Raw genomic sequence first — 20,975 nt, 5'->3', positions numbered from 1 at the left:
CGCCAGACCCCGGCCGCGGTCCGCCGGAACGGAACGGGGGCCCCGAAGGGCCCCCTGAAGTCGTAAGGTTCGGGTCGCAAGGTCCGGCTCGAAGCGCCCGGGCCGTGCCTGCGCGCGCGTCACTTCGCCGGTTCGAACTCCGGCGCGGGCGCGGGGGCGCCGGTCGCGGCCGACAGCGCCTTGCGCACGCCCTCGGCATAGGCCGGCGAGATGTTGTGCAGATGCCCGAAGACCCGTGCCAGAATGAACTCGGGCACGCCGACCATGGTCCCGGCCATGTTCTTGTAGAGCCGCTGGCGCTGCTCGTCGTTCAGCACCGTGTCATGCAGCGCCCGCACCTGTGTGTAGTCGTCGATCTGCTGGACGTGCTTCTGGCGGGCGGCGACGCCCTCGATCCGCAGCGGCGGCTCCTGCGCGCCCGGATCCTCGATCGGGCCGCCGAAGCTGTTCGGCTCGTAATAGGCATCCGGGTTGCCGCCCTTGAAGCCCTCGAAGTTCATCGCGCCGTCGCGGTGATAGTGGTGCACCGGGCATTTCGGACGGTTCACCGGCAGCTGCTCGTAATGCGTGCCGAGCCGATAGCGATGCGCATCGGCATAGGAGAAGACCCGCGCCTGCAGCATCTTGTCGGGGCTGTAGCCGATGCCCGGAACCTTGTTCGAGGGCGAGAAGGCCGCGGTCTCGATCTGGGCGAAGTAGTTGTCGGCGTTGCGGTTCAGCTCCATGTAGCCGACCTCGATCGGCGGGTAGTCGCTGTGCGGCCAGACCTTGGTGAGGTCGAACGGGTCGTAGGGCGTCTTGTCGGCGTCCATCTCGGGCATGATCTGCACCTGGAGGGTCCAGCGCGGGAACTCGCCGCGCTCGATCTTGCCGAACAGCGCCTCCTGATAGCCCTCGCGGGTCTCGCCGATGATCTTCGCGGCCTCGTCATTGGTGTAATGCGCGTGGCCCTGCTGGGTCTTCCAGTGGAACTTCACCCAGTAGCGCTCGCCCGCATCGTTCCAGAACGAATAGGTGTGGCTGCCGTAGCCGTTCATCCGCGTCGGGTCCTGCGGCAGGCCGCGATCCGACATCAGAATCGTCACCTGGTGCAGTGCCTCGAAGTTCTGGCCCCAGAAGTCCCACTGCGCATAGGGCTCGCGCATGTTGGTGCGGGGATGGCGCTTCTGGGTGTGGATGAAGTCGGGGAACTTCAGCGGGTCGCGCACGAAGAAGACCGGCGTGTTGTTGCCCACCAGATCCCAGTTGCCTTCCTCGGTGTAGAACTTCAGCGCGAAGCCGCGCACGTCGCGTTCGTGGTCGGCCGCACCCGCCTCGCCGGCCACGGTCGAGAAGCGCGCCAGCATCTCGCATTCCGCGCCCGGCTGCAGGACCTTGGCCTTGGTGTATTTCGAGATGTCGCCCGTGACCTTGAAGGTGCCGAAGGCGCCCCAGCCCTTGGCATGGACGACGCGCTCCGGGATCCGCTCGCGGTTCTGATGGGCGAGCTTCTCGAGCAGCGCGTAATCCTGCAGCAGCACCGGGCCGCGCGCGCCTGCCGTCTCGCTGTCCTGGTTGTTGGGCCAGGGCGCGCCGGCGGTCGTGGTCAGCTTCGGCGCCGGTTCCTTGTGCGGTTCGGTCATCTTGGTTGGCTCGGCCATGGGATTTCTCCTCTCCCTTGCTTCGTCATCGGGTGTTCTGTTGCGCGGCAGGATGATCTCAAGGTCCGATAAAGGGAAATTGCATTTATTTCTCGTTGCGATAATCAGGGATTATGAACATCACCCTGCGCCAGCTGTCCTATCTGCAAGCCCTTGCCGAGACCGGCCATTTCGGTCGTGCCGCCGCCCGCGTCCATGTCAGCCAGCCGGCGCTGTCCGTCCAGATCCGCGAGCTCGAGGCGGCGCTGGGGCTGGAACTGGTCGACCGCCAGCCGCGCGCGCTGCGCCTGACCCGGGCGGGCCGGGCGGTGCTGGAACGGGCAGAGCGGATCCTGGCAGAGGTGGCAGAGCTGCAGGCAGAGGCGCGGCGCGGCGCGCTGGGGGGCGCGGTGACGCTTGGGGTGATCCCGACGCTGGCGCCCTACCTGATGCCCTCGGTGCTGGCGGCGCTGCCGCTGCCCGGCCTGCCGCGCGACCTGCGCCTGCGCGAGGCGCAGACGGCCGAGCTGCTGGCGGATCTGGCGGCCGGCCGGCTGGATGCGGTGGTGATCGCGACGCCGCCGCCGCCCGAGATGGCCGAGCAGGCGCTGTTTCCCGACCGTTTCCTGCTGGCGGGCCGCGCGGACCGGCTGGCGGCGCTCGGGCGCCATGTCGAGCGGCTGCGCCCGGTCGAGGTCGACCCCGAACAGCTTCTCTTGCTGGACGAGGGGCACTGCCTGGCCGATCAGGCGCTCGAGGTCTGCGGGCTGGGTCGGCGCCGGGCGAAGATCGACCTTGGCGCCTCGTCGCTGGGCACGCTCTGCGCGCTGGTGGCGGGGGGGATGGGTTTCACGCTGGTGCCCGAGAGCGCCGCCGAAGCCGAGCGGCGCACCCAGCCCGGGATGCGGCTGGAACGCTTCACCGCGCCCGAGCCCGAGCGGCTGGTGCGGTTGGTGCTGCGCCCGGGCGTGGCGGGTGAACCCTGGGTCGCCGCGCTGGCCGGGCTTCTGGCCGAGAAGGGCCGGGCCCTGACCGCGCGGGCCTGAAACGCGGCCCGAAAAGCGAACGCCCGGGACGGATGCCCCGGGCGTTGCGAAAGGTCGGAAGCGGAAGCCTCAGGCGGCTTTGGCCTTCGCATCCTCGGCCAGCCAGGCCAGGACGTTCTCGGGGCTCGAGATGCCATAGGGGTCTTCGCCGTGGTTGTCCGACAGGCCGGGCTCTTCGAACCAGGCTTCCACGACGCCGTCCTTGACGACGCAGGCATAGCGCCACGAGCGCAGGCCGAAACCGAGGTTGTCCTTGCGCACCAGCATGCCGACGCGGCGGGTGAACTCGCCCGAGCCGTCCGGGATCACCTTGACGTTTTCCAGGCCCTGGGCCTTGGCCCACTGGTTCATCACGAAGGCGTCGTTGACCGACAGGCAATAGATCTCATCCACGCCATGGGCCTGGAAGTCGGCGAAGCCCTTCTCGAAGCCCGGCAGCTGGTAGGTCGAGCAGGTGGGGGTGAAGGCGCCGGGCAGGGCGAACATCACGACGCGCTTGCCGGCGAAGTAGTCGGCGGTGGTCAGGTCTTCCCAGCGGAACGGGTTCGGCCCGCCGATGGATTCGTCGCGCACGCGGGTGCGGAAGGTGACGTTGGGAAGCTTGGCGCCGGTTTGCATCTGGTGTCTCCATGCCGGGTTTAAGAAATGCGGTCGGGCGCATGTTCTGCGCCCGCTCCTCCCGTTGGAGTCGTTCTAAACTGGATGCTGCATCGCCGCAATGGTGCAGCGCATCCGCGGCATCCCGCGGCGGCGCGCGCGCGGCCGCTTATTGGCCCAGCTGGCTTTCGCCGACCTCGCGAAGGTAGTTGGCCACGAGCGCCCCGATCCCGGTGACGCTGTCGGACATGCCGGCAAGGGCTGCAACCGACAGGAAGCCCGCGGCGGCGGTCAGCACGACCCAGTCGACCGTCACGGCTCCGTCTTCCTGGGCCAGGGTCCGTGCGCGGGCGGGGATCAGTCGGAACACGGGCAATTTCCTTTGTCAGCTTAGATCGGATCGGGGCCAGCCCCGTGAAATTCGTCCGGCTCTGCGACCGGTTGCGGGCAGTCTCTGCGACTGGCGTGGAAAAATTGAGGCAAAATGCCATGCGAATGCGGTTTTTGCGCGTCGCAATGCCCGCAGCACGGCCGAAGCGGGCGCATGAGGGATGAACCTTTCGGAGACCTATGGAAATTTTCCGTGAAGCCCCGATATCAGCGGAGACATCTTTGCCGGCCGAGGAGCCAAATGACCGACATTCTGTCCCTGATCCAGGACCCCGCCGCCTGGGTCGCCCTCGTCACGCTGGTCGTGATGGAGGTGGTGCTGGGCATCGACAACCTGATCTTCATCTCGATCCTGACCAACAAGCTGCCAGAGGCGCAGCGGGACCGCGCACGGCGCATCGGCATCGGGCTTGCCCTGGTAATGCGCCTTGGCCTGCTGGCCACCGTTGCCTGGATCGTGCGCCTGACCGAGCCGGTGTTCACGGTGATGGGCAACGAATTCAGCTGGAAGGACCTGATCCTGATCGCCGGCGGCCTGTTCCTGGTCTGGAAGGCCACGAAGGAGATCCACCACCACGTCGACCCCGCCGATCCCGAGGCGAACATGGTGGGCCGCGGCGCCGGCCTGACCTTCGGCGCGGCGATCGTGCAGATCCTGGTGCTGGACCTCGTGTTCTCGATCGACTCGATCATCACCGCCGTCGGCATGACCCCGCATGTGCCGATCATGGTGGTCGCGGTCGTCGCCGCTGTCACCGTCATGCTGCTGGCCGCGACTCCTCTGGCGAACTTCATCGAAAAGAACCCGACCATCGTCATGCTGGCCCTGAGCTTCCTGATGCTGATCGGCACGACGCTGATCGCGGAAGGTTTCGGGGTCCATGTGCCCAAGGGCTACGTCTATGCCGCCATGGCCTTCTCGGCGGTGGTCGAGATGCTGAACATGTGGGCGCGCAACGCCCGGCTGCGGAAGGGGCAGGGTGCTGGCCACTGATGCGGCCGAAAATAGTTCACCCTTGAACCATCGGGGCCGTGGCGGAAGCGCCGCGGCCCGTTTTCCTTGCGGCGCTGCCGTTGCCAAACCGTCGCAAAAGGCTTAATTCGGACCTGCAGCCGCAAGGAGGGTCCCCCGTGCGCGACCTCAAGATCCCGTCCGAACGCCATCCCGAGAAGGCCCACCGGCCCGATCAGAAGGAGCAGCCCAAGAAGCCCTCCTGGATCCGGGTGAAGGCGCCCACCTCGGCCGGCTATCACGAGACGCGCCGGATCATGAAGGAAAACCGCCTCGTCACCGTCTGTGAAGAGGCCGGCTGCCCGAATGTCGGCGAATGCTGGTCGCAGGGCCATGCCACCATGATGATCATGGGCGAGATCTGCACCCGCGGCTGCACCTTCTGCAACGTCGCCACCGGCAAGCCCGAGGCGCTCGATGTGTTCGAGCCGGGCCGTGTCGCCCATGCCGTGCAGACGCTGGGGCTGAAGCATGTCGTCATCACCTCGGTCGACCGCGACGACGTGGAAGACGGCGGCGCCGAGCATTTCGCCCAGACGATCCGTGCCGTGCGCCACCGCTCGCCCGACACCACGATCGAGATCCTGACGCCCGACTTCCTGAAATGCGCGCCCTCGGCGCTGGAGAAGGTCGTCGAGGCGCGCCCCGACGTCTTCAACCACAACCTGGAAACCGTGCCGGGCCTCTATTCCGAGGTCCGCCCCGGCGCGCGCTATTTCCATTCGCTGCGTCTGCTGCAGCGGGTGAAAGAGCTCGACCCGGCGATGTTCACCAAGTCCGGCCTGATGGTGGGCCTGGGCGAGACCGCGGTGCAGGTCCGCCAGGTGATGGACGACATGCGCTCGGCCGACATCGACTTCCTGACCATCGGCCAGTACCTGCAGCCGACGCCGAAGCATCACCATGTCGACCGCTTCGTGACGCCCGAGGAATTCGCGGCTTATGAAAAGGCCGCCTGGGGCAAGGGCTTCCTGATGGTCTCGGCCACGCCGCTGACCCGTTCGTCCTACCATGCCGGCGACGATTTCGCGCGGATGCGCGCGGCGCGGCTCGAGAAGCTCGGCCGCGGCGCCTGACGCCCGAGCGGCGCAGGATCTGCGGCAGACAGGGTCAAACACGGGAATATTCACCGAAACACGATACCGCGCGGGGCCCCCCCGCGCGGTTTTGCGTTGCGCGCCCCGCCAGCGCGGCGATAAACGGGGGCAATCCGCGCGCGGGAGGCGCGCACAGACAGCCCCAGTGGACGAAGGCGCGACATGCCCAGCTTGAACGATATCCGGTCGACCTATCTCGACTTCTTCCAGCGCAACGGCCACCGCGTCGTCGAAAGCTCGCCGCTGGTTCCGCGCAACGACCCCACGCTGATGTTCGCGAACTCGGGCATGGTCCAGTTCAAGAACCTGTTCACCGGGGTCGAAACCCGCGACTACACCCGCGCCACCACCGCGCAGAAATGCGTGCGTGCGGGCGGCAAGCACAACGACCTCGACAACGTCGGCTACACCGCGCGCCACCACACCTTCTTCGAGATGCTCGGCAACTTCTCGTTCGGCGACTATTTCAAGGAAAGCGCGATCCCCTTCGCCTGGGAACTGCTGACCAAGGATTTCGACATCGACCCGAAGCGTCTGCTGGTCACCGTCTATCACACCGACGACGAAGCCGCCGATCTGTGGAAGAAGGTCGCGGGCCTTGGCGACGACCGGATCATCCGCATCGCCACCGACGACAACTTCTGGCGCATGGGCCCGACCGGTCCCTGCGGTCCCTGCACCGAGATCTTCTATGACCACGGCGACAGCATCTGGGGCGGCCCTCCGGGCTCGGCCGACGAGGATGGCGACCGCTACATCGAGATCTGGAACAACGTCTTCATGCAGAACGAGCAGATGCCCGACGGCACGCTGCGCAAGCTCGACATGCAGTCGATCGACACCGGCATGGGGCTCGAGCGGATCGGCGCGCTGCTGCAGGGCAAGCATGACAACTACGACACCGACCTGATGCGCTCGCTGATCGAGGCTTCGGCGCACGCCACCTCGAACGATCCCGACGGGCCGGGCAAGGTCCATCACCGGGTGATCGCGGACCACCTGCGGTCCACGTCCTTCCTGATCGCCGACGGGGTCATGCCCTCGAACGAGGGCCGCGGCTATGTGCTGCGCCGGATCATGCGCCGTGCGATGCGCCATGCGCACATGCTGGGCGCACAGGATCCGGTGATGCACCGCCTTGTCCCGGCGCTGGTCCGCCAGATGGGCGCGGCCTACCCCGAGCTCGGTCGCGCGCAGGCGATGATCGAAGAGACGCTGAAGGCCGAGGAGACCAAGTTCCGCACCACGCTTGATCGCGGCCTGCGGCTTCTGGACGACGAGCTGGCGAAGATCCCGGAAGGTGCAGCGCTTCCGGGCGAGGCGGCCTTCAAGCTCTACGACACCTTCGGCTTCCCGCTGGACCTGACGCAGGATGCGCTGCGCGAGCGCGGCCTGACCGTCGACACCGCCGGCTTCGACGCCGCCATGGCCGAGCAGAAGGCCAAGGCCCGCGCCGCCTGGTCGGGCACCGGCGAGACCAAGGACGCCGCGATCTGGTTCGATCTTGCCGAAGAGCACGGCGCGACCGAGTTCCTGGGCTATGACACCGAAACCGCCGAGGGGCAGGTGCTGGCGCTGGTCCAGAAGGGTGCCGCCGTGCCGGTCGCGAAACAGGGCGACGAGGTGCAGATCGTCGTCAACCAGTCGCCGTTCTACGCGGAATCGGGCGGTCAGGTCGGCGATGCCGGGATCATCCGCACCGCGACGGGCGAGGCGCGTGTGACCGACGTGAAGAAGTCGGCCAATGTCTTCATCCATGTCGCCACCGTGACCATGGGCGAGATCGCCAAGGGGCAGGGTGCCGAGCTGGTGGTGGATCACGCCCGCCGCGCCGCGATCCAGGGCAACCACTCGGCCACGCACCTGCTGAACGAGGCTTTGCGCGGGGTTCTGGGCGATCACGTCGCCCAGCGCGGCTCGCTGAACGCGCCCGACCGGATGCGCTTCGACTTCAGCCACCAGAAGGCGCTGAGCGCCGACGAGATCGCCAAGGTCGAGGCCGAGGTGAACCATTACATCCGCCAGAACGGCGCGGTGACCACCCGGCTGATGTCGCCCGACGACGCCCGCGGTCTGGGCGCGCAGGCGCTCTTCGGCGAGAAATACGGCGAAGAGGTCCGCGTCGTGTCGATGGGGGCGCTGCCGGGCTCGAAGAAGGGCACCGACGGGCAGACCTATTCGATCGAGCTGTGCGGCGGCACCCATGTCGCGCGTCTGGGCGAGATCGGGCTCTTCGTGCTGCTGAGCGACTCGGCCTCGTCGGCCGGGGTGCGCCGGGTCGAGGCGCTGACGGGGCAGGCGGCGCTCGATCACCTGAACGCGCAGGGCGCGCGGCTGGCCGAGATCGCGGGCGTGCTGAAGGCGCCGGCGAACGAGGTGGTCGAGCGCGTGAAGGCGCTGGCAGACGAGCGCAAGGCGCTGGCGAACGAAGTGGCGCAACTGCGCCGCGAGCTCGCGATGGGCGGCGGCGCCAAGGGCGGCCCCGAGGCGAAAGAGATCGGCGGCGTGAAGTTCATCGCGCAGGCGGTCTCGGGCGTGTCCGGCAAGGACCTGCCGGCGCTGGTCGACGCGCTGAAGGGCACCGTCGGGTCGGGCGCGGTGCTGGTCGTGGCCGATACCGGCGGCAAGGCCGCGGTGGCGGCGGGCGTGACCGCGGACCTGACCGCGAAGGTCTCGGCCGTGGATCTGGTGCGCGCGGCGGCCGAGGCGCTTGGCGGCAAGGGCGGCGGTGGCCGCCCTGACATGGCGCAGGCCGGTGGTGCCGACCCGGCCAAGGCCCCCGAGGCCATCGCGGCGGCGGAAGCCGTTCTGGCCGCGCTCTGATCCAGACCATGGGGCTCCCGCGAGGGGGCCCTTTCCATTTCCGAAGGAGGAACCGATGTCCGCTCTGTGGATCGCCCATGTCACCGTGACTGATGCCGAAGCCTATGACCGCTATGCCGCGCTTGCCGGTCCCGCCATCGCCGCGCATGGCGGCGTTTTTCTGGCCCGTGCCACCCGCTACGTGCAGCTGGAGGGCAACGACCGCGCCCGCAATGTCGTCGCCCGCTTCCCCTCGGTCGAGGCGGCGGTGGCCTGCTACAACTCGGCCGAATATCAGGCGGCGATGAGCCATGCGAAGGGCGCGGCCGAGCGCGATCTGGTCGTGGTCGAGGAAAGCCCCGCCACCTGACACGCCCGCCAGCAGCCCCGACGCGCGACCGGCGGCTGCGCTTAGCCCAGATGGGTCATGCCCGCGGCCGCAACGCGTGACAGGGTGATCCTGCCGGCGGCGAGTATGTGACGTCATCATCGCCGGAGTGCTGGTGAGATCGTTTTGGATCGGGGGAGCCGATCTGGTGTCACGAGTGCAGGAGGGGTCCCCAGCCCCTTCACCCCCGCCGATGTTCGGCGGGGGTTTTCGTTTCCGGTCAGCCTTGCCGGCTGAGCAGCCGCAGCAGGTCGGCCTGACGCCGGCAGTCGGTCTTGGCCAGAACCGATTTCAGCTGGTTGCGCACCGTGTGCAGCGAGGTTTCGCGCCGGTCCGAGATCTCGCGCAGGCTCGCCCCGCCGACCAGCGCCAGCGCAACCGCCGCCTCTGCCGCCGTCAGCCCGTAATCGGCGGCCAGCCGCGCGATCCCGTCGGGGCCGGGCGCGGCGCTGTCCGCCGTCAGGGTCAGCAGGACCATCGGCGTCGTCAGCCGCGGCAGGATCGGTCCCGGCCGCTCGGGCAGGTCGGCCGGCACCAGCCGCGCCAGCCGCAGGACGCAGCCATCGGCCAGCGCCAGACCCTGCGCGCGCGCCGCGGTGCCCGACCGGCCGCCGGTCTCGGCGCAGAAGCGGCGCAGCAGCGCCGCGCCCAGCGCATCGGCGGTCTGCAGCCGCCCGTCGGGGCCCTGCCGCAGCCATTGTCCGCCCTCCAGCCAGGCGGCCGCCTGTGGGTTCACCCAGACCGCGCGCCGGTCTGGCGTCAGCAGCGCCGCGGCGGTGCCCGGCGTCGCGGCCCCCGGGATCGCCGCCGTCTCGAGCCGACGGCCCACTTCGACCGCCTGGCTCAGATGCGGGGCCAGCGTGTCCAGCATCCGGCGCAGCCGCGGCAGGTCGGCCGCATGGCGCCGCGTCTCGAGATTGCCGCCAAGGAAGCACCAGCTGTGCTGGCCCGAGGCGATCGTCAGCCCCGCCACGCCCGAGAGGCCCTGCGGGGCCAGCCAGTCGGCGTGAAACGCGGTGCGACGCAGCCGGTCGGCGGGGCAAAGCTCGTCATCCGCCAGCACCCGCCCGACGGGGGCGGCCATCGCCGCCGGCGTCCAGGGGTTCTGCCGCCCGTAGGCGCTGCCATAGCTGCGGATGAAGGCGGGGTCATAGCCCGCGACCAGCGTCGACACCGGCTCTGCCTGTCCGGGCACTCGCAGGATCAGATGGGCGCGCAGCCCCTCGATCACGCCGGTCATCGCCTGCAGCAGCGCGGGCCACAGCGCGCCGTCCAGCGCCGCCGCATAGGCCAGCGTGCTCAGTCGCGCGTAATCCTGCCGCGAAAGTCCGTCCATCGCCGTCACCCCCGGTCCTCTGCCGTGACCGCCTGACCCTGAGTCTCGCTTCGGTTGTGGCGCCGGTCAAGCGCCGGTGCCGCACTGTCACACCTGCGTCACAAGACGCGCCGGCGCCCCGATCCGGCCTTTGCGGCGCCACGACGGCAGTCTATGCTGCGATGCAACATGGGCATGGCAGGGAGCTGCGGGCGATGTGTCGCTGGGCCGCCTACACGGGCGAGGCAATCTTCATCGAGGACATCGTCGCCTTGCCGCGACACTCGCTGATCCAGCAGAGCCATTGCGCCACCGAATGCCCGACGGCGATCAATGCCGACGGCTTCGGCCTGGCCTGGTACGGCGACCGGCCCGAGCCGGGCCTGTACCGCGACGTGATGCCCGCCTGGTCGGACCCGAACCTGAAATCGCTGGTGGCACAGGTCCGCTCGCCGCTGTTTCTCGCGCATGTCCGCGCCTCGACCGGCACCGCGACCAGCCGCAACAACTGCCACCCCTTCGTCGTCGGCCGCTGGAGCTTCATGCACAACGGCCAGATCGGCGGCTACGACCGCTTCCGCCGCTGCGCCGAGATGCTGATCCCCGATGATCTCTACCCGCACCGTCGCGGCGCGACCGACAGCGAGGCGCTGTTCCTGGTGGCGCTGTCCGAAGGGCTCGACACCGATCCCTGCGGGGCGCTCGAGCGCGCGGTCGGCGCGCTCGAGGCGCTGTCACGGCAGAAGGGCGAGGGGCCGCATGTACGGTTGACCGCGGCGCTGTCGGATGGCGAACGGCTTTACGCGGTGCGCTACGCGACGGACGACCGCGCGCCGAGCCTCTATCACCGCTGGTCGGTCAGTCGCCGCGGTCGCGCGGTGGTGTCCGAGCCGCTGGAAACCGGCGAGGACTGGACGGTAATCCCCGAGGGCAGTTTCTGCACCTTCAGCGGCGACAGCGTCGACATCCGCCCCTTCCGTCCGACCGCGATTGCCGCCGCGGCCTGATCGAGGGGCGGGCGGCGCTCAGAAACCGTGATGCAGCAGAAGCAGAAGGTCGGCCCAGGCCCAGATCCCGAACAGGGCCGCAGGCGCCACCCACCAGCCGCTTTCCAGCACCGCGCCGGCCCGCAGACCACGGATGTCGTCACATTCCTGATAGGCGATCATGAACCGGTTCCCCCCACGGAGCCTCAACTGATCGCCGGTTTTATCAGCTGATCGGGGATTCGGTGACGGATTCTTAACGCTTCCGACGAACGTCTGAGGGGCGCGTCATTGCGGCAACGCTTTGTTGCGCGAAACAATAGTTCGCCCCTCATGTTTTCGGCGGCGACGTTTTTGCCACTGCACGCGTCGCGCGGCGACGGGGCGCGCGCGCGAGCCGGGCCAGACCGGCCAACCCCAACGCCGCCGCCGGCAGGATCCACCAGCCTGCGGGCCAGTCCGATGCGGTGCGGTCAAAGGGGCGCGCCGCTGCCGTCCCGCTGGTGTCGTGCCTCGTCTCGTCCGTCGCCATCGCCGATGCCCCCTGCGTCGCGTCGTGTCGGCGCGGAAACCCGCCCGCGTCCGCTGCGGTTCCGCCACGACGCAAAAGGCCCCCGGAGCGGTCTCCGGGGGCCTTTCAGGATGGTGTCGCGGCGGCGCCGGCGATCAGCTGGCGCGCGACTGGCGCTTGCGCTCGTGCGGGTCGAGGTGCAGCTTGCGCAGGCGCACGATCTTCGGCGTCACTTCGACCAGCTCGTCATCGTCGATATAGGCGATCGACTCTTCCAGGCTCATCCGCGTCGGCGTCGTCAGCCGGACCGCTTCATCCGAGCCCGAGGCGCGCATGTTGGTCAGCTTCTTGCCCTTCAGCGGGTTCACTTCCAGATCGTTGTCGCGCGAATGCTCGCCGATGATCATGCCTTCATAGACCTGCTCCTGGGCGCCCAGGAAGAGCTTGCCGCGGTCTTCCAGGTTCCAGAGCGCGAAGGCCACCGTAGTGCCGTTCTCCATCGAGATCAGCACGCCCTGACGACGGCCCTGGATCGGGCCCTTGTAGGGGACCCAGTCGTGGAAGATGCGGTTCAGGACGCCCGTGCCGCGGGTGTCGGTCATGAACTCGCCCTGATAGCCGATCAGGCCGCGCGACGGCACATGCGCGATGATCCGGGTCTTGCCGGCGCCGGCGGCGCGCATCTCGACCAGATCGCCCTTGCGCGGGCCCGTCAGCTTCTCGATCACCGCGCCCGAGAATTCCTCGTCCACGTCGATGGTGACTTCCTCGATCGGCTCCATGCGCTGGCCGTCTTCCTCGCGGAAGATGACGCGCGGGCGGCTGATCGACAGCTCGAAGCCCTCGCGGCGCATGTTCTCGATCAGGACGCCCATCTGCAGTTCGCCCCGACCCGAGACGATGAAGCTTTCACCGCCCGGCGTGTCCTCGATCTTGATCGCGACGTTCGATTCGGCTTCCTTCATCAGACGCTCGCGGATGACGCGCGACTGAACCTTGGTGCCGTCCTTGCCGGCCAGCGGCGAATCGTTGATCCCGAAGGTGACCGAGATGGTCGGCGGGTCGATCGGCTGGGCGGGGATCGCGTTTTCGATCTCGAGCGCGCAGAGCGTGTCGGCCACGGTGGCCTTGGTCATGCCCGCGACCGAGACGATGTCGCCGGCTTCGGCCACGTCGATCGGCTGCTGCGACAGGCCGCGGAAGGCAAGGATCTTCGAGACGCGGAACTGCTCGATCCGGTCGCCGTCGCGCGACAGCGCCTTCAGCGTGTCGCCGGCCTTCAGCGTCCCGGTCTGGACGCGGCCGGTCAGCAGGCGGCCGATGAACGGGTCCGACCCCAGCGTGGTGGCCAGCATCGAGAAGGGCTCGTCGCGATGCGCGATCTGCTTCGGCGGCTCGACATGGCGCACGATCAGGTCGAACAGCGCCGACAGGTCCTTGCGCGGACCGTCGAGTTCCAGGTCGGCCCAGCCCGAACGGCCCGAGGCGTAAACCGTGGGGAAGTCGAGCTGTTCGTCCGACGCGCCGAGGTTGGCGAAGAGGTCGAACACCTCGTTCAGCGCGCGGTCGGGTTCCGCATCGGGCTTGTCGACCTTGTTCAGCACGACGATCGGCTTCAGGCCCAGACCCAGCGCCTTGGCCAGCACGAACTTCGTCTGTGGCATCGGGCCTTCGGCCGCGTCGACCAGCAGGCAGACGCCGTCGACCATCGACAGGATGCGCTCGACCTCGCCGCCGAAGTCGGCGTGGCCGGGGGTGTCGACGATGTTGACGCGCGTGCCGTGCCATTCGACCGAGGTCGCCTTGGCGAGGATGGTGATCCCGCGCTCGCGCTCGATGTCGTTCGAGTCCATCGCCCGCTCGGTCGTGGCCTGGTTCTCGCGGTAGGTGCCCGACTGTTTCAGAAGCTCGTCAACCAGCGTGGTCTTGCCGTGGTCGACGTGCGCGATGATCGCGATATTGCGAAGGTCCATGAAGCTTTCCCGGAAATGTCGGGCGCCCCATACCTCGCATCCGCAGAAAAATCCAGCGCCAAAGCGTGCCGGGCGGGTTTCGCAAGGCGGGGATGCGCCTGCCGCTCAGGTCACGACGTACCAGTCGCGGCGATGGTTGAGGGCGATCACGAGGTTGAGGATCACCGCGCCCAGCAGCGACCACAGCACCCGTTCGGTAGGCAGGATGGCGAACGAGGCAAGGAACAGGCACAGGTCCCAGCCCGACTGGACCCAGCCCGCGCGGATGCCGAAGCGGTCCTGCACGATCAGCGCGACGATCGACACGCCGCCGAGCGAGGAAGAATGCCGGAACAGGCCCAGAAGCCCGACCCCAGCCATCACCCCGAACCCGGCCGAGGCGACGCCGGGGTGGACATGCGCGATCTGAAGCACCCGTGGCAGCGAGTCGGCGATGACAGAGACCAGCGTGACGCTGGCGAAGCTCTTCACCGCGAAGACCGGGCCCTTGCGTGCCCAGGCGAATACGTAGAAGGGCAGGTTGACCGCGAAGAAGGTCGGCCCGAAGGACCAACCCGTGGCGTAGGCGAGGATCAGCGCGAGCCCTGCGGTGCCGCCGGTCACCAGCCCCGCCGCGCGCAGCAGGTGGATCCCCAGCGCGCATTGCACGGTCGAGATCAGCAGACCCTGCACATCCTCCAGCGCGGTATAGCGCGGAAGCGGCGGCGGATCGGCGAGCGAGGCGGTAAGGTCAGAGGCCATGACCTATTATCGCATGGCCGCCGGCAGCCGGTCCAGTGATTCCTCTGCGCTGCGGCATGGAGGCCGACGTGCCGTGCCAGTGAGTCGCCGCGCGTGCATGGTATCGTTTGCATGCATCCTATGCGTGTTTCCGAAATATGAATACAAGACTAATTTTTCGGTTTCCGTTTATCAATCAGGGGCTGCAAGGCCCCGGAATCCCCCAACCCTCGGTTCAGTCTGGCCTCTCGGGTCTCTGGGAGGTGTAGGATGTTTCCCGTGAGGACACGAGGTCCGCAGCGGAGGGCGGGAGGTCCCGGCCGGCGGACGATCACGCAGGAGGATGTGATGACGATGTTTTCAGGGAAGTCTCCCAATTTCGGTTTCCGCACTGCAGCGCAGCCGTGGCGGTTGGCCCGCGGCGGGCTGGTTCTGGTCGCGGTCTCGGCGATGCTCGCCGCCGCGCCGCCGGCCCGCGCCGGCCTGCTCGACGGGGTCAGCGCCGATGTCGACATCGGCAGCAGGGACTCGCTGGCCAGCGCCGACGTGGACATCGGCGGGATCGGCGTCGACGCCAGCGTCGGCAGCCGTGACAGCGTTGCCGATGTCGATGCACGGGTCGGCAGCGCCGCCTCGGCCGATGCGACGGTCGGCGGGCGCGACAGCCTCGCCAGCGCCGATGCGCGCGTCGGTGACACCCGCGCCAGCGCCTCGGTCGGCGGTCGCGACAGCCTTGCCGATGTTTCGGTCGGCAGCGGCGGCGGGCTGGGCGGCGGCACCGGTGGCAGCGGCGGAGGCGGCACCTCTACCGGCAACACTGGCGGTACCGGCGGCACGGGCGGGACCGGAGGCACGGGCGGGACGGGCGGCACGGGCGGACAACCCGGCTCGGGCGTCGTGATCGTCGGTCTGCCCGACAACATGCCCTCGCGCTGGACCGGTGCACTGACCTGCGCCAAGGGGGGCAACACCTCGGCCTTCAACGGCATGCCGCTGATGGATCGCCGCGGCGCGTTCATCGGCTATGTGCACTCGGCCGAGATCGACCCCTCGGCGCAGATCGCCAGCGTCCGTGTCGCGACCCGGGGCGGCGGCAGCTGCGCCACCATCGCCAACGGCGGCTTCTCGGTCAGCAAGGGCCAGATGCGCGCGGCCTTCAACGGCGCCAAGAACGGCCTGAGCTGGAACTGAGGCGTCTGGCCCAAGATCCGGCCCAGGGCTTGGCCCGAGATCCGGCCCGATACCGGCCTTCGGGGGGCGGCACGCCGCCCCCCGCACCAGAGCCACCACCCTCTCCCCCGCCATCCGGCCCGCGGTCCGTGGCGCCGGGCCCCGTTGCGGCATCTCTTGCCTTCCGCGCCTATCTGGCCTCTGGTGATCGCAGCGATCTTCAGGGCGAGAATGCAAGCCGAACCCTATTCCTGCCTCGACGGGCCCGGGCCCGCGCGCGCCACGCTGCGCGCCATTGACTGGAGCGCGAACCCGCTGGGCTCGCCCGCCGGCTGGCCCGTGGCGCTGCAGGTTGCGGTGCAGATGATGCTGGCCTCGCATTTCCCCAAGGCGATCTTCTGGGGTCCGCGGATGATCACCCTGCACAACGACGCCTTCGCGCCGATCCTCGGGGCGAAGCCCGCGCCGCAGGGCAGGCCCTTCTATGACATCTGGGCCGAAGCCTGGGCCGAGATCGGCCCGATCGCCGAGCGGGCCTTTGCCGGCAAGGCGACCTTCATCGAGGACTTCCCGCTGGTCATCGACCGCAACGGCCACCCCGAGGCCTGCAACTTCACCTTCTGCTACAGCCCGATCCGCGACGAGACCGGCCGCGTCGCCGGGGTGATGGACACGGTGATCGAAACCACCGGCAAGGTCGCCGCGGAACATGCGCTGCAGGTCCGCAACGCCGAGCTGGCGCACCGGCTGAAGAACACGCTGGCCGTGGTCTCGGTCATCGCGCGGCAGACGCTGCGCTCGTCGACCGACACCGCCGACGCCTGGGGCCGGCTCTCGGCGCGGCTTGGGGCGCTGGGGGCGGCGCATCAGATCCTGACCTCGGGCGTGCAGCTCGGCGCGCCGATCGAGCCGCTGATCCGCGGCGCGCTCGCCGCCTATGACGACGCGCTGGTGGCGCGGATCGGGCTCACGGGCCCGCCGGTCGCACTGGAGGCCAAGCAGGCGCTGGCCGTGGCGCTGATCGTGAACGAGCTGGCGACCAATGCGATGAAATACGGGTCGCTCTCGCAGCAGCAGGGCCGGGTCGAGATTGACTGGTCGCTGGCCTCGGGGCCCGAAGGGCAAAGCCTGACCTTCCGCTGGGCCGAGCATGGCGGCCCCCCGGCCAGCCCGCCCGCGCGCGAGGGCTTCGGCACCATGCTCACCAAGCATGTGGCGCCGCAGGACTTCGGGGGCGAGGCGGAAAGCCTCTATACGCCCGAGGGCTTCCGCTACCGCCTGACCGGCCCGCTTCAGAGCTGAAGGCCCCCCCTCAGAGCGGGAAAGGCCGCCCCGCGCGGGCGGCTCCTCAGGTCGATGTCGACGCGGAAGCCCCGGCGCCCGCGTCGCGGGCGACCGATCACGCCGGCGAGGCGGCGGGAGAGTGAACACACTGTTGCCGCAGTAAAACTCCCTCGCCTGCGCTGGCAGGGTCGGGCATCTTGAGAGCCAAGGGGTTGCGGCTGTCTGCCCGCCGCCACGGGGTATTGTCTTGTCCGCTTGCACTCTGCATGGATTGGTCTCTTTCGCGATACGGCGCGGACGTCACGACTGGATCGCGATCGGGCTGGCAGCGGTTTTCGGGGCGTTGGTGCCGGCCTTCGTCACAGCCCCCGTGATCTCCGGCATACATATGGCGACGGTTTCGGCTTTGTCCGCCGCATTCACCATCTGGCTCCTGTTTCCAGCCTTCGGTCATGTCGAAGGGGCGTGCGGCGTGTTCTGTGACGCGGCTCTGATGTTTCTTGCGACGGTGCTGACGGCCTTGCTCGCAGGAAGCATGGTGGTTCCGGTCTTCGGGACTGCAGCGGCGCTGGTCGTGCTGTTCTGTTGGTTGTTCGAGGAACCCGCCTTTTTCCGGCTGTGGCTCTTGGCGACGGTCGTCTTTCTGGCGCTCGCCCGTCTGCGCCGCAGGGCCGAGGGGTTTTGAGCGCCCACGCGCCGAGGGCTCTGAGTCCGGTGTGGCCGTTCCGCTGACCACCCGAATATCGCCGCAACCGGACGGCGGGCCTCTTGGACAGATCGCCGACCCGGCAATGCGAAACGCCGCCCCGGTGGGGCGGCGCTGGAGGCTGATCGACCATTGCCTGCGGGGCTGGCCCCGGACGCACGGCCTTTGTCTGCCGGCTGTCGCGCGTGGCGGCTGGAACGGTGGCGGCGGGCGAACCCCCCCCCGGGCCGGATCAGGCCAGCGACTTGCCCAGGTATTCGTCGACCTTCTCGAGGTAGCCCATGGTGGTGAGCCACTTCTGATCGGGACCGACGAGCAGGGCGAGGTCCTTGGTCATGAAGCCGTCTTCCACGGTCTGCACGGTGACCTTCTCGAGCACGTTGGCGAAGTTCGCCAGCGCCGCGTTGTCGTCGAGCTTGGCGCGGTGCTTCAGACCACCGGTCCAGGCGAAGATCGACGCGATCGAGTTGGTCGAGGTCTCCTTGCCGGCCTGGTGCTGGCGGTAGTGGCGGGTCACGGTGCCATGCGCCGCTTCCGCTTCCACCGTCTGCCCGTCGGGCGTCATCAGCACCGAGGTCATCAGGCCCAGCGAGCCGAAGCCCTGCGCCACGGTGTCCGACTGCACGTCGCCATCGTAGTTCTTGCAGGCCCAGACATAGCCACCCGACCATTTCATCGCCGAGGCGACCATGTCGTCGATCAGGCGGTGCTCGTAATGGATGCCCGCGGCCTTGAACTTGTCGGCGAATTCCTCGTCGTAGACCTTCTGGAACAGGTCCTTGAAGCGGCCGTCATAGGCCTTGAGGATCGTGTTCTTGGTCGACAGATACACCGGCCAGCCCTTGACCAGGCCGTAGTTCATCGAGGCCCGCGCGAAGTCGATGATCGACTGGTCGAGGTTGTACATCGCCATCGTCACGCCGGCGCCCGGCGCGTTGAAGACGTCCCGCTCGATCACGGTGCCGTCCTCGCCGACGAACTTGATCGTCAGCTTGCCCTTGCCCGGGAAGCGGAAGTCGGTGGCGCGGTACTGGTCGCCGAAGGCGTGGCGGCCGACGACGATCGGCTGGGTCCAGCCCGGCACCAGGCGCGGCACGTTCTTGCAGATGATCGGCTCGCGGAAGATCACGCCGCCCAGGATGTTGCGGATCGTGCCGTTGGGCGACTTCCACATTTCCTTCAGGCCGAATTCCTCGACGCGCTGCTCGTCCGGCGTGATGGTCGCGCATTTGACGCCGACGCCGTACTGCTTGATCGCGTTGGCCGCGTCGACCGTGATCTGGTCGTTGGTGCGGTCGCGTTCCTCGATGCCCAGATCGTAGTACTTCAGATCGACGTCGAGGTAGGGAAGGATCAGCTTCTTCTTGATGAAGTCCCAGATGATCCGGGTCATCTCGTCGCCGTCGAGCTCGACGACCGGGTTCGCTACCTTGATCTTCGACATGGAAGCCTCTTGGTTGATGTGACTCGTCGCCTTGCCTCTTAGACCATAAGGGGCGGGGGCGGAAGACAGTATGCGATGGTATGCGAAATTTGCGCGCGAGATTTTGCGCGATTTGGCCTACCTTGGGTCCGTAGTGTAACCAGTGGGTGAGTATCATGGGGCGAAGGATCGCCGTCTTCTGTGACGGCACCTGGAACAGCACGCAAAGCGCGCTGCCGACCAATGTGGAGCTGCTGTCCGACATCGTGGCGCCGAACGGCAGGGACAAAGTCGAGCAGGTGACGCTCTACTTTCCCGGGGTGGGGACTGGCGGACGGATCGACAAGTTTTTTGGCGGGGCGATGGGCTCCGGCCTCGACGCGATCCTGACCGAGATCTACAGCGAAGTCGCGGCGATGTATCGCCCGGGCGACAGCCTCTATCTTTTCGGCTTTTCCCGCGGTGCCTATACGGCGCGCTCTCTGGTCGGGCTGTTGCGCAACTGCGGCCTGCCAGAGCCGCGGCGCAGAGCCCAGATCCGTTCGGCGATCAACCATTACCGCGACCGCGATCCGAGTTCTGAGCCCGATACCGATGCGTCGCTCGCCTTTCGCCAGCGGTTCTCGCCCGGTTTCCACACGAGCGAGAAAGACCGCCTCACCCGCAAGGGGACCTCGGCGCCGATACAGATCGCCTACCTCGGGATCTGGGACACGATCGGCGCGCTGGGCATCCCCAACTTCTTCCTGTGCTCGGGCCTCTTCAACCGACGCTACCGGTTCCATGACACCAATCTGTCCAGCATGGTCGCCTCGGCCCGGCATGCCGTCGGCATCGACGAACGGCGCCAGACCTACGAGCCCGCCCTTTGGACGAACCTCGACGCCCTCAACGCCTGCCCGCCCGATGCCGCGGCACCGGACGGCGAGCCGGCCTATCAGCAGCGGTGGTTTCCGGGCGACCATGGCAGCATCGGTGGCGGCGGTCCGATCCGGGGACTGGCCGCCGCCGCGATGCACTGGGTCGCGGAGGGGGCCGAACGGCAGAAGCTGGAGTTCGATGGCGCCGGCCGCAGCAGGTTTCTGAAGCAGTGCTGGCCCGATGCCCCGCTGGACTGCGATCCCGGCTTCAGGGGGGTGTCGAAAGGTGCCACGACGCTGTTTCGCTACCGGGATCGGCGCGGGCCGCTGCGGTTCGAAGACATCTCGGATCAGGCCGTCATGCGCTGGAAAAGCTCGGCCTCGCCGGCAGCCCGAGACGTCGTGCGGTATCGCCCCGGAGCGCTCGGCCGGCATATCGATCGGCTCGACCGTCCGCCGGAGGCGCCCTCCAAAGCCTAGCCGAAGAACGGCCGCGCCCGGGCGGCGACCCAGTCCCAGACGCGGGGCAGGCCGCGGGCAATCTTCGTGCCGACGCGCTCTTCCAGCTGCGGCCAGGTCACCTGGTACTCGGTCCAGGTGCCGCCGCCGGCCGCGATGTTCTGCAGGACCGGCTGCACCCGGTCGAGCGACTTGGCGAAGACCGCGTCCGGGGTCTCGTTCGCCTCGAACTCCTGCCACAGCGCCAGCAGCGGCGCGCCGATGTCGGGGGGCAGCAGCCCGAAGATCCGCTCGGCCGCCGCCGCCTCGGCCGCCTGCACCGCGGCCGAGCCATGCGCGGCGCCGCCCTGCGAATGGATCGGCACGTCGCCCACGTCGATCTCGACCAGGTCGTGGATCAGCAGCATCCGGATCACCCGCTCGACCGAGACGCCCTCGGGCGCCTGATCGGCCAGCACCAGCGCATACAGCGCGAGGTGCCAGGAATGCTCGCCCGAGTTCTCGCGCCGGGCGCCGTCGGTGATCGTGGTGCCGCGCAGCACCGTTTTCAGCCGGTCGGCCTCGGTCAGGAAGGCGAACTGGCGGGCGAGGCGGGTGTGGGGACTGTCGGTCATGGA

At 68.3% G+C, this 20,975-nt stretch carries 19 protein-coding genes; 10 read left to right on the top strand and 9 right to left on the bottom strand.

Annotated elements, in window-relative coordinates:
* Positions 1-119 precede the first annotated feature (119 nt).
* Entirely contained in the window at positions 120-1,622 is a 1,503-nt protein-coding gene (locus V8J36_RS09570) for a catalase (RefSeq protein WP_336467551.1), read from the bottom strand.
* 131 nt (positions 1,623-1,753) lie between these two features.
* Here V8J36_RS09570 and V8J36_RS09565 point away from each other — a divergent pair, with 131 nt between their 5' ends.
* Entirely contained in the window at positions 1,754-2,665 is a 912-nt protein-coding gene (locus V8J36_RS09565) for a LysR substrate-binding domain-containing protein (protein WP_336467065.1), read from the top strand.
* Positions 2,666-2,734: 69 nt separating this feature from the next.
* Here the strand turns inward: V8J36_RS09565 and V8J36_RS09560 are convergent, their stop codons facing one another.
* Both V8J36_RS09560 and V8J36_RS09555 read right to left on the bottom strand, forming a co-directional pair.
* Positions 2,735-3,283, bottom strand: coding sequence for a peroxiredoxin (locus tag V8J36_RS09560; RefSeq protein WP_336467064.1), 549 nt, complete (start codon positions 3,281-3,283; stop codon positions 2,735-2,737).
* Between the two features lie 148 nt (positions 3,284-3,431).
* Complete coding sequence (locus V8J36_RS09555; RefSeq protein ID WP_336467063.1) at positions 3,432-3,632, bottom strand: hypothetical protein; 201 nt, start codon at positions 3,630-3,632, stop codon at positions 3,432-3,434.
* Between the two features lie 261 nt (positions 3,633-3,893).
* Between V8J36_RS09555 and V8J36_RS09550 the strand changes: the two genes are divergently transcribed.
* From V8J36_RS09550 to V8J36_RS09535, 4 genes are all read left to right on the top strand, one after another.
* The gene (locus tag V8J36_RS09550; RefSeq protein ID WP_336467062.1) at positions 3,894-4,646 is read left to right on the top strand and encodes a TerC family protein; all 753 of its coding nucleotides are present in this window, start codon (positions 3,894-3,896) and stop codon (positions 4,644-4,646) included.
* A gap of 137 nt (positions 4,647-4,783) precedes the next feature.
* Complete coding sequence (lipA, locus tag V8J36_RS09545; protein ID WP_336467061.1) at positions 4,784-5,740, top strand: lipoyl synthase; 957 nt, start codon at positions 4,784-4,786, stop codon at positions 5,738-5,740.
* Positions 5,741-5,923: 183 nt separating this feature from the next.
* Positions 5,924-8,584 carry an alanine--tRNA ligase gene (gene alaS, locus V8J36_RS09540; protein ID WP_336467060.1) on the top strand — a complete coding sequence of 887 codons (2,661 nt, stop codon included), beginning with the start codon at positions 5,924-5,926 and terminating at the stop codon, positions 8,582-8,584.
* A 55-nt stretch (positions 8,585-8,639) separates the two neighbouring features.
* A complete protein-coding gene (locus tag V8J36_RS09535; protein WP_336467059.1) occupies positions 8,640-8,933 on the top strand; it encodes a DUF1330 domain-containing protein in 294 nt (97 codons plus the stop codon).
* A 238-nt stretch (positions 8,934-9,171) separates the two neighbouring features.
* Here V8J36_RS09535 and V8J36_RS09530 read toward each other — a convergent pair whose 3' ends face one another.
* Positions 9,172-10,287, bottom strand: coding sequence for a helix-turn-helix transcriptional regulator (locus tag V8J36_RS09530; RefSeq protein ID WP_336467058.1), 1,116 nt, complete (start codon positions 10,285-10,287; stop codon positions 9,172-9,174).
* A gap of 194 nt (positions 10,288-10,481) precedes the next feature.
* Here V8J36_RS09530 and V8J36_RS09525 point away from each other — a divergent pair, with 194 nt between their 5' ends.
* Positions 10,482-11,273, top strand: a complete 792-nt coding sequence (locus tag V8J36_RS09525; protein ID WP_336467057.1) for a class II glutamine amidotransferase — start codon at positions 10,482-10,484, stop codon at positions 11,271-11,273.
* A gap of 18 nt (positions 11,274-11,291) precedes the next feature.
* Here the strand turns inward: V8J36_RS09525 and V8J36_RS09520 are convergent, their stop codons facing one another.
* The 3 genes from V8J36_RS09520 to V8J36_RS09510 form a co-directional block, all read right to left on the bottom strand.
* Positions 11,292-11,435 carry a hypothetical protein gene (locus V8J36_RS09520; RefSeq protein WP_336467056.1) on the bottom strand — a complete coding sequence of 48 codons (144 nt, stop codon included), beginning with the start codon at positions 11,433-11,435 and terminating at the stop codon, positions 11,292-11,294.
* A 483-nt stretch (positions 11,436-11,918) separates the two neighbouring features.
* Positions 11,919-13,736: a translational GTPase TypA gene (gene typA, locus V8J36_RS09515; protein WP_336467055.1), complete on the bottom strand. Its 1,818-nt coding sequence runs from the start codon at positions 13,734-13,736 to the stop codon at positions 11,919-11,921.
* Between the two features lie 105 nt (positions 13,737-13,841).
* Complete coding sequence (locus V8J36_RS09510; protein ID WP_336467054.1) at positions 13,842-14,477, bottom strand: YitT family protein; 636 nt, start codon at positions 14,475-14,477, stop codon at positions 13,842-13,844.
* A 327-nt stretch (positions 14,478-14,804) separates the two neighbouring features.
* On the opposite strand from V8J36_RS09510, the gene V8J36_RS09505 reads away from it, so the two are divergent.
* The 3 genes from V8J36_RS09505 to V8J36_RS09495 all read left to right on the top strand — a co-directional run bounded on the left by V8J36_RS09505 (position 14,805) and on the right by V8J36_RS09495 (position 17,595).
* Positions 14,805-15,647, top strand: a complete 843-nt coding sequence (locus tag V8J36_RS09505; RefSeq protein ID WP_336467053.1) for a hypothetical protein — start codon at positions 14,805-14,807, stop codon at positions 15,645-15,647.
* A gap of 210 nt (positions 15,648-15,857) precedes the next feature.
* Positions 15,858-16,928: a sensor histidine kinase gene (locus V8J36_RS09500; protein WP_336467052.1), complete on the top strand. Its 1,071-nt coding sequence runs from the start codon at positions 15,858-15,860 to the stop codon at positions 16,926-16,928.
* Between the two features lie 229 nt (positions 16,929-17,157).
* A complete protein-coding gene (locus tag V8J36_RS09495; RefSeq protein ID WP_336467051.1) occupies positions 17,158-17,595 on the top strand; it encodes a hypothetical protein in 438 nt (145 codons plus the stop codon).
* 253 nt (positions 17,596-17,848) lie between these two features.
* Here V8J36_RS09495 and V8J36_RS09490 read toward each other — a convergent pair whose 3' ends face one another.
* Positions 17,849-19,060 carry an NADP-dependent isocitrate dehydrogenase gene (locus V8J36_RS09490; RefSeq protein WP_336467050.1) on the bottom strand — a complete coding sequence of 404 codons (1,212 nt, stop codon included), beginning with the start codon at positions 19,058-19,060 and terminating at the stop codon, positions 17,849-17,851.
* Positions 19,061-19,215: 155 nt separating this feature from the next.
* Here V8J36_RS09490 and V8J36_RS09485 point away from each other — a divergent pair, with 155 nt between their 5' ends.
* A complete protein-coding gene (locus tag V8J36_RS09485) occupies positions 19,216-20,379 on the top strand; it encodes a DUF2235 domain-containing protein (protein WP_336467049.1) in 1,164 nt (387 codons plus the stop codon).
* Here V8J36_RS09485 and V8J36_RS09480 read toward each other — a convergent pair.
* Entirely contained in the window at positions 20,376-20,972 is a 597-nt protein-coding gene (locus V8J36_RS09480) for an HD domain-containing protein (RefSeq protein WP_336467048.1), read from the bottom strand. The two genes, V8J36_RS09485 and V8J36_RS09480, sit on opposite strands and share 4 nt — an antisense overlap.
* Positions 20,973-20,975: the final 3 nt, after the last annotated feature.

Source organism: Frigidibacter sp. MR17.14, assembly GCF_037095735.1.
Taxonomy (GTDB): domain Bacteria; phylum Pseudomonadota; class Alphaproteobacteria; order Rhodobacterales; family Rhodobacteraceae; genus Frigidibacter.
The sequence above is the reverse complement of the archived record's forward strand: the minus strand, read 5'-3'. Positions and strand labels throughout refer to the sequence as shown.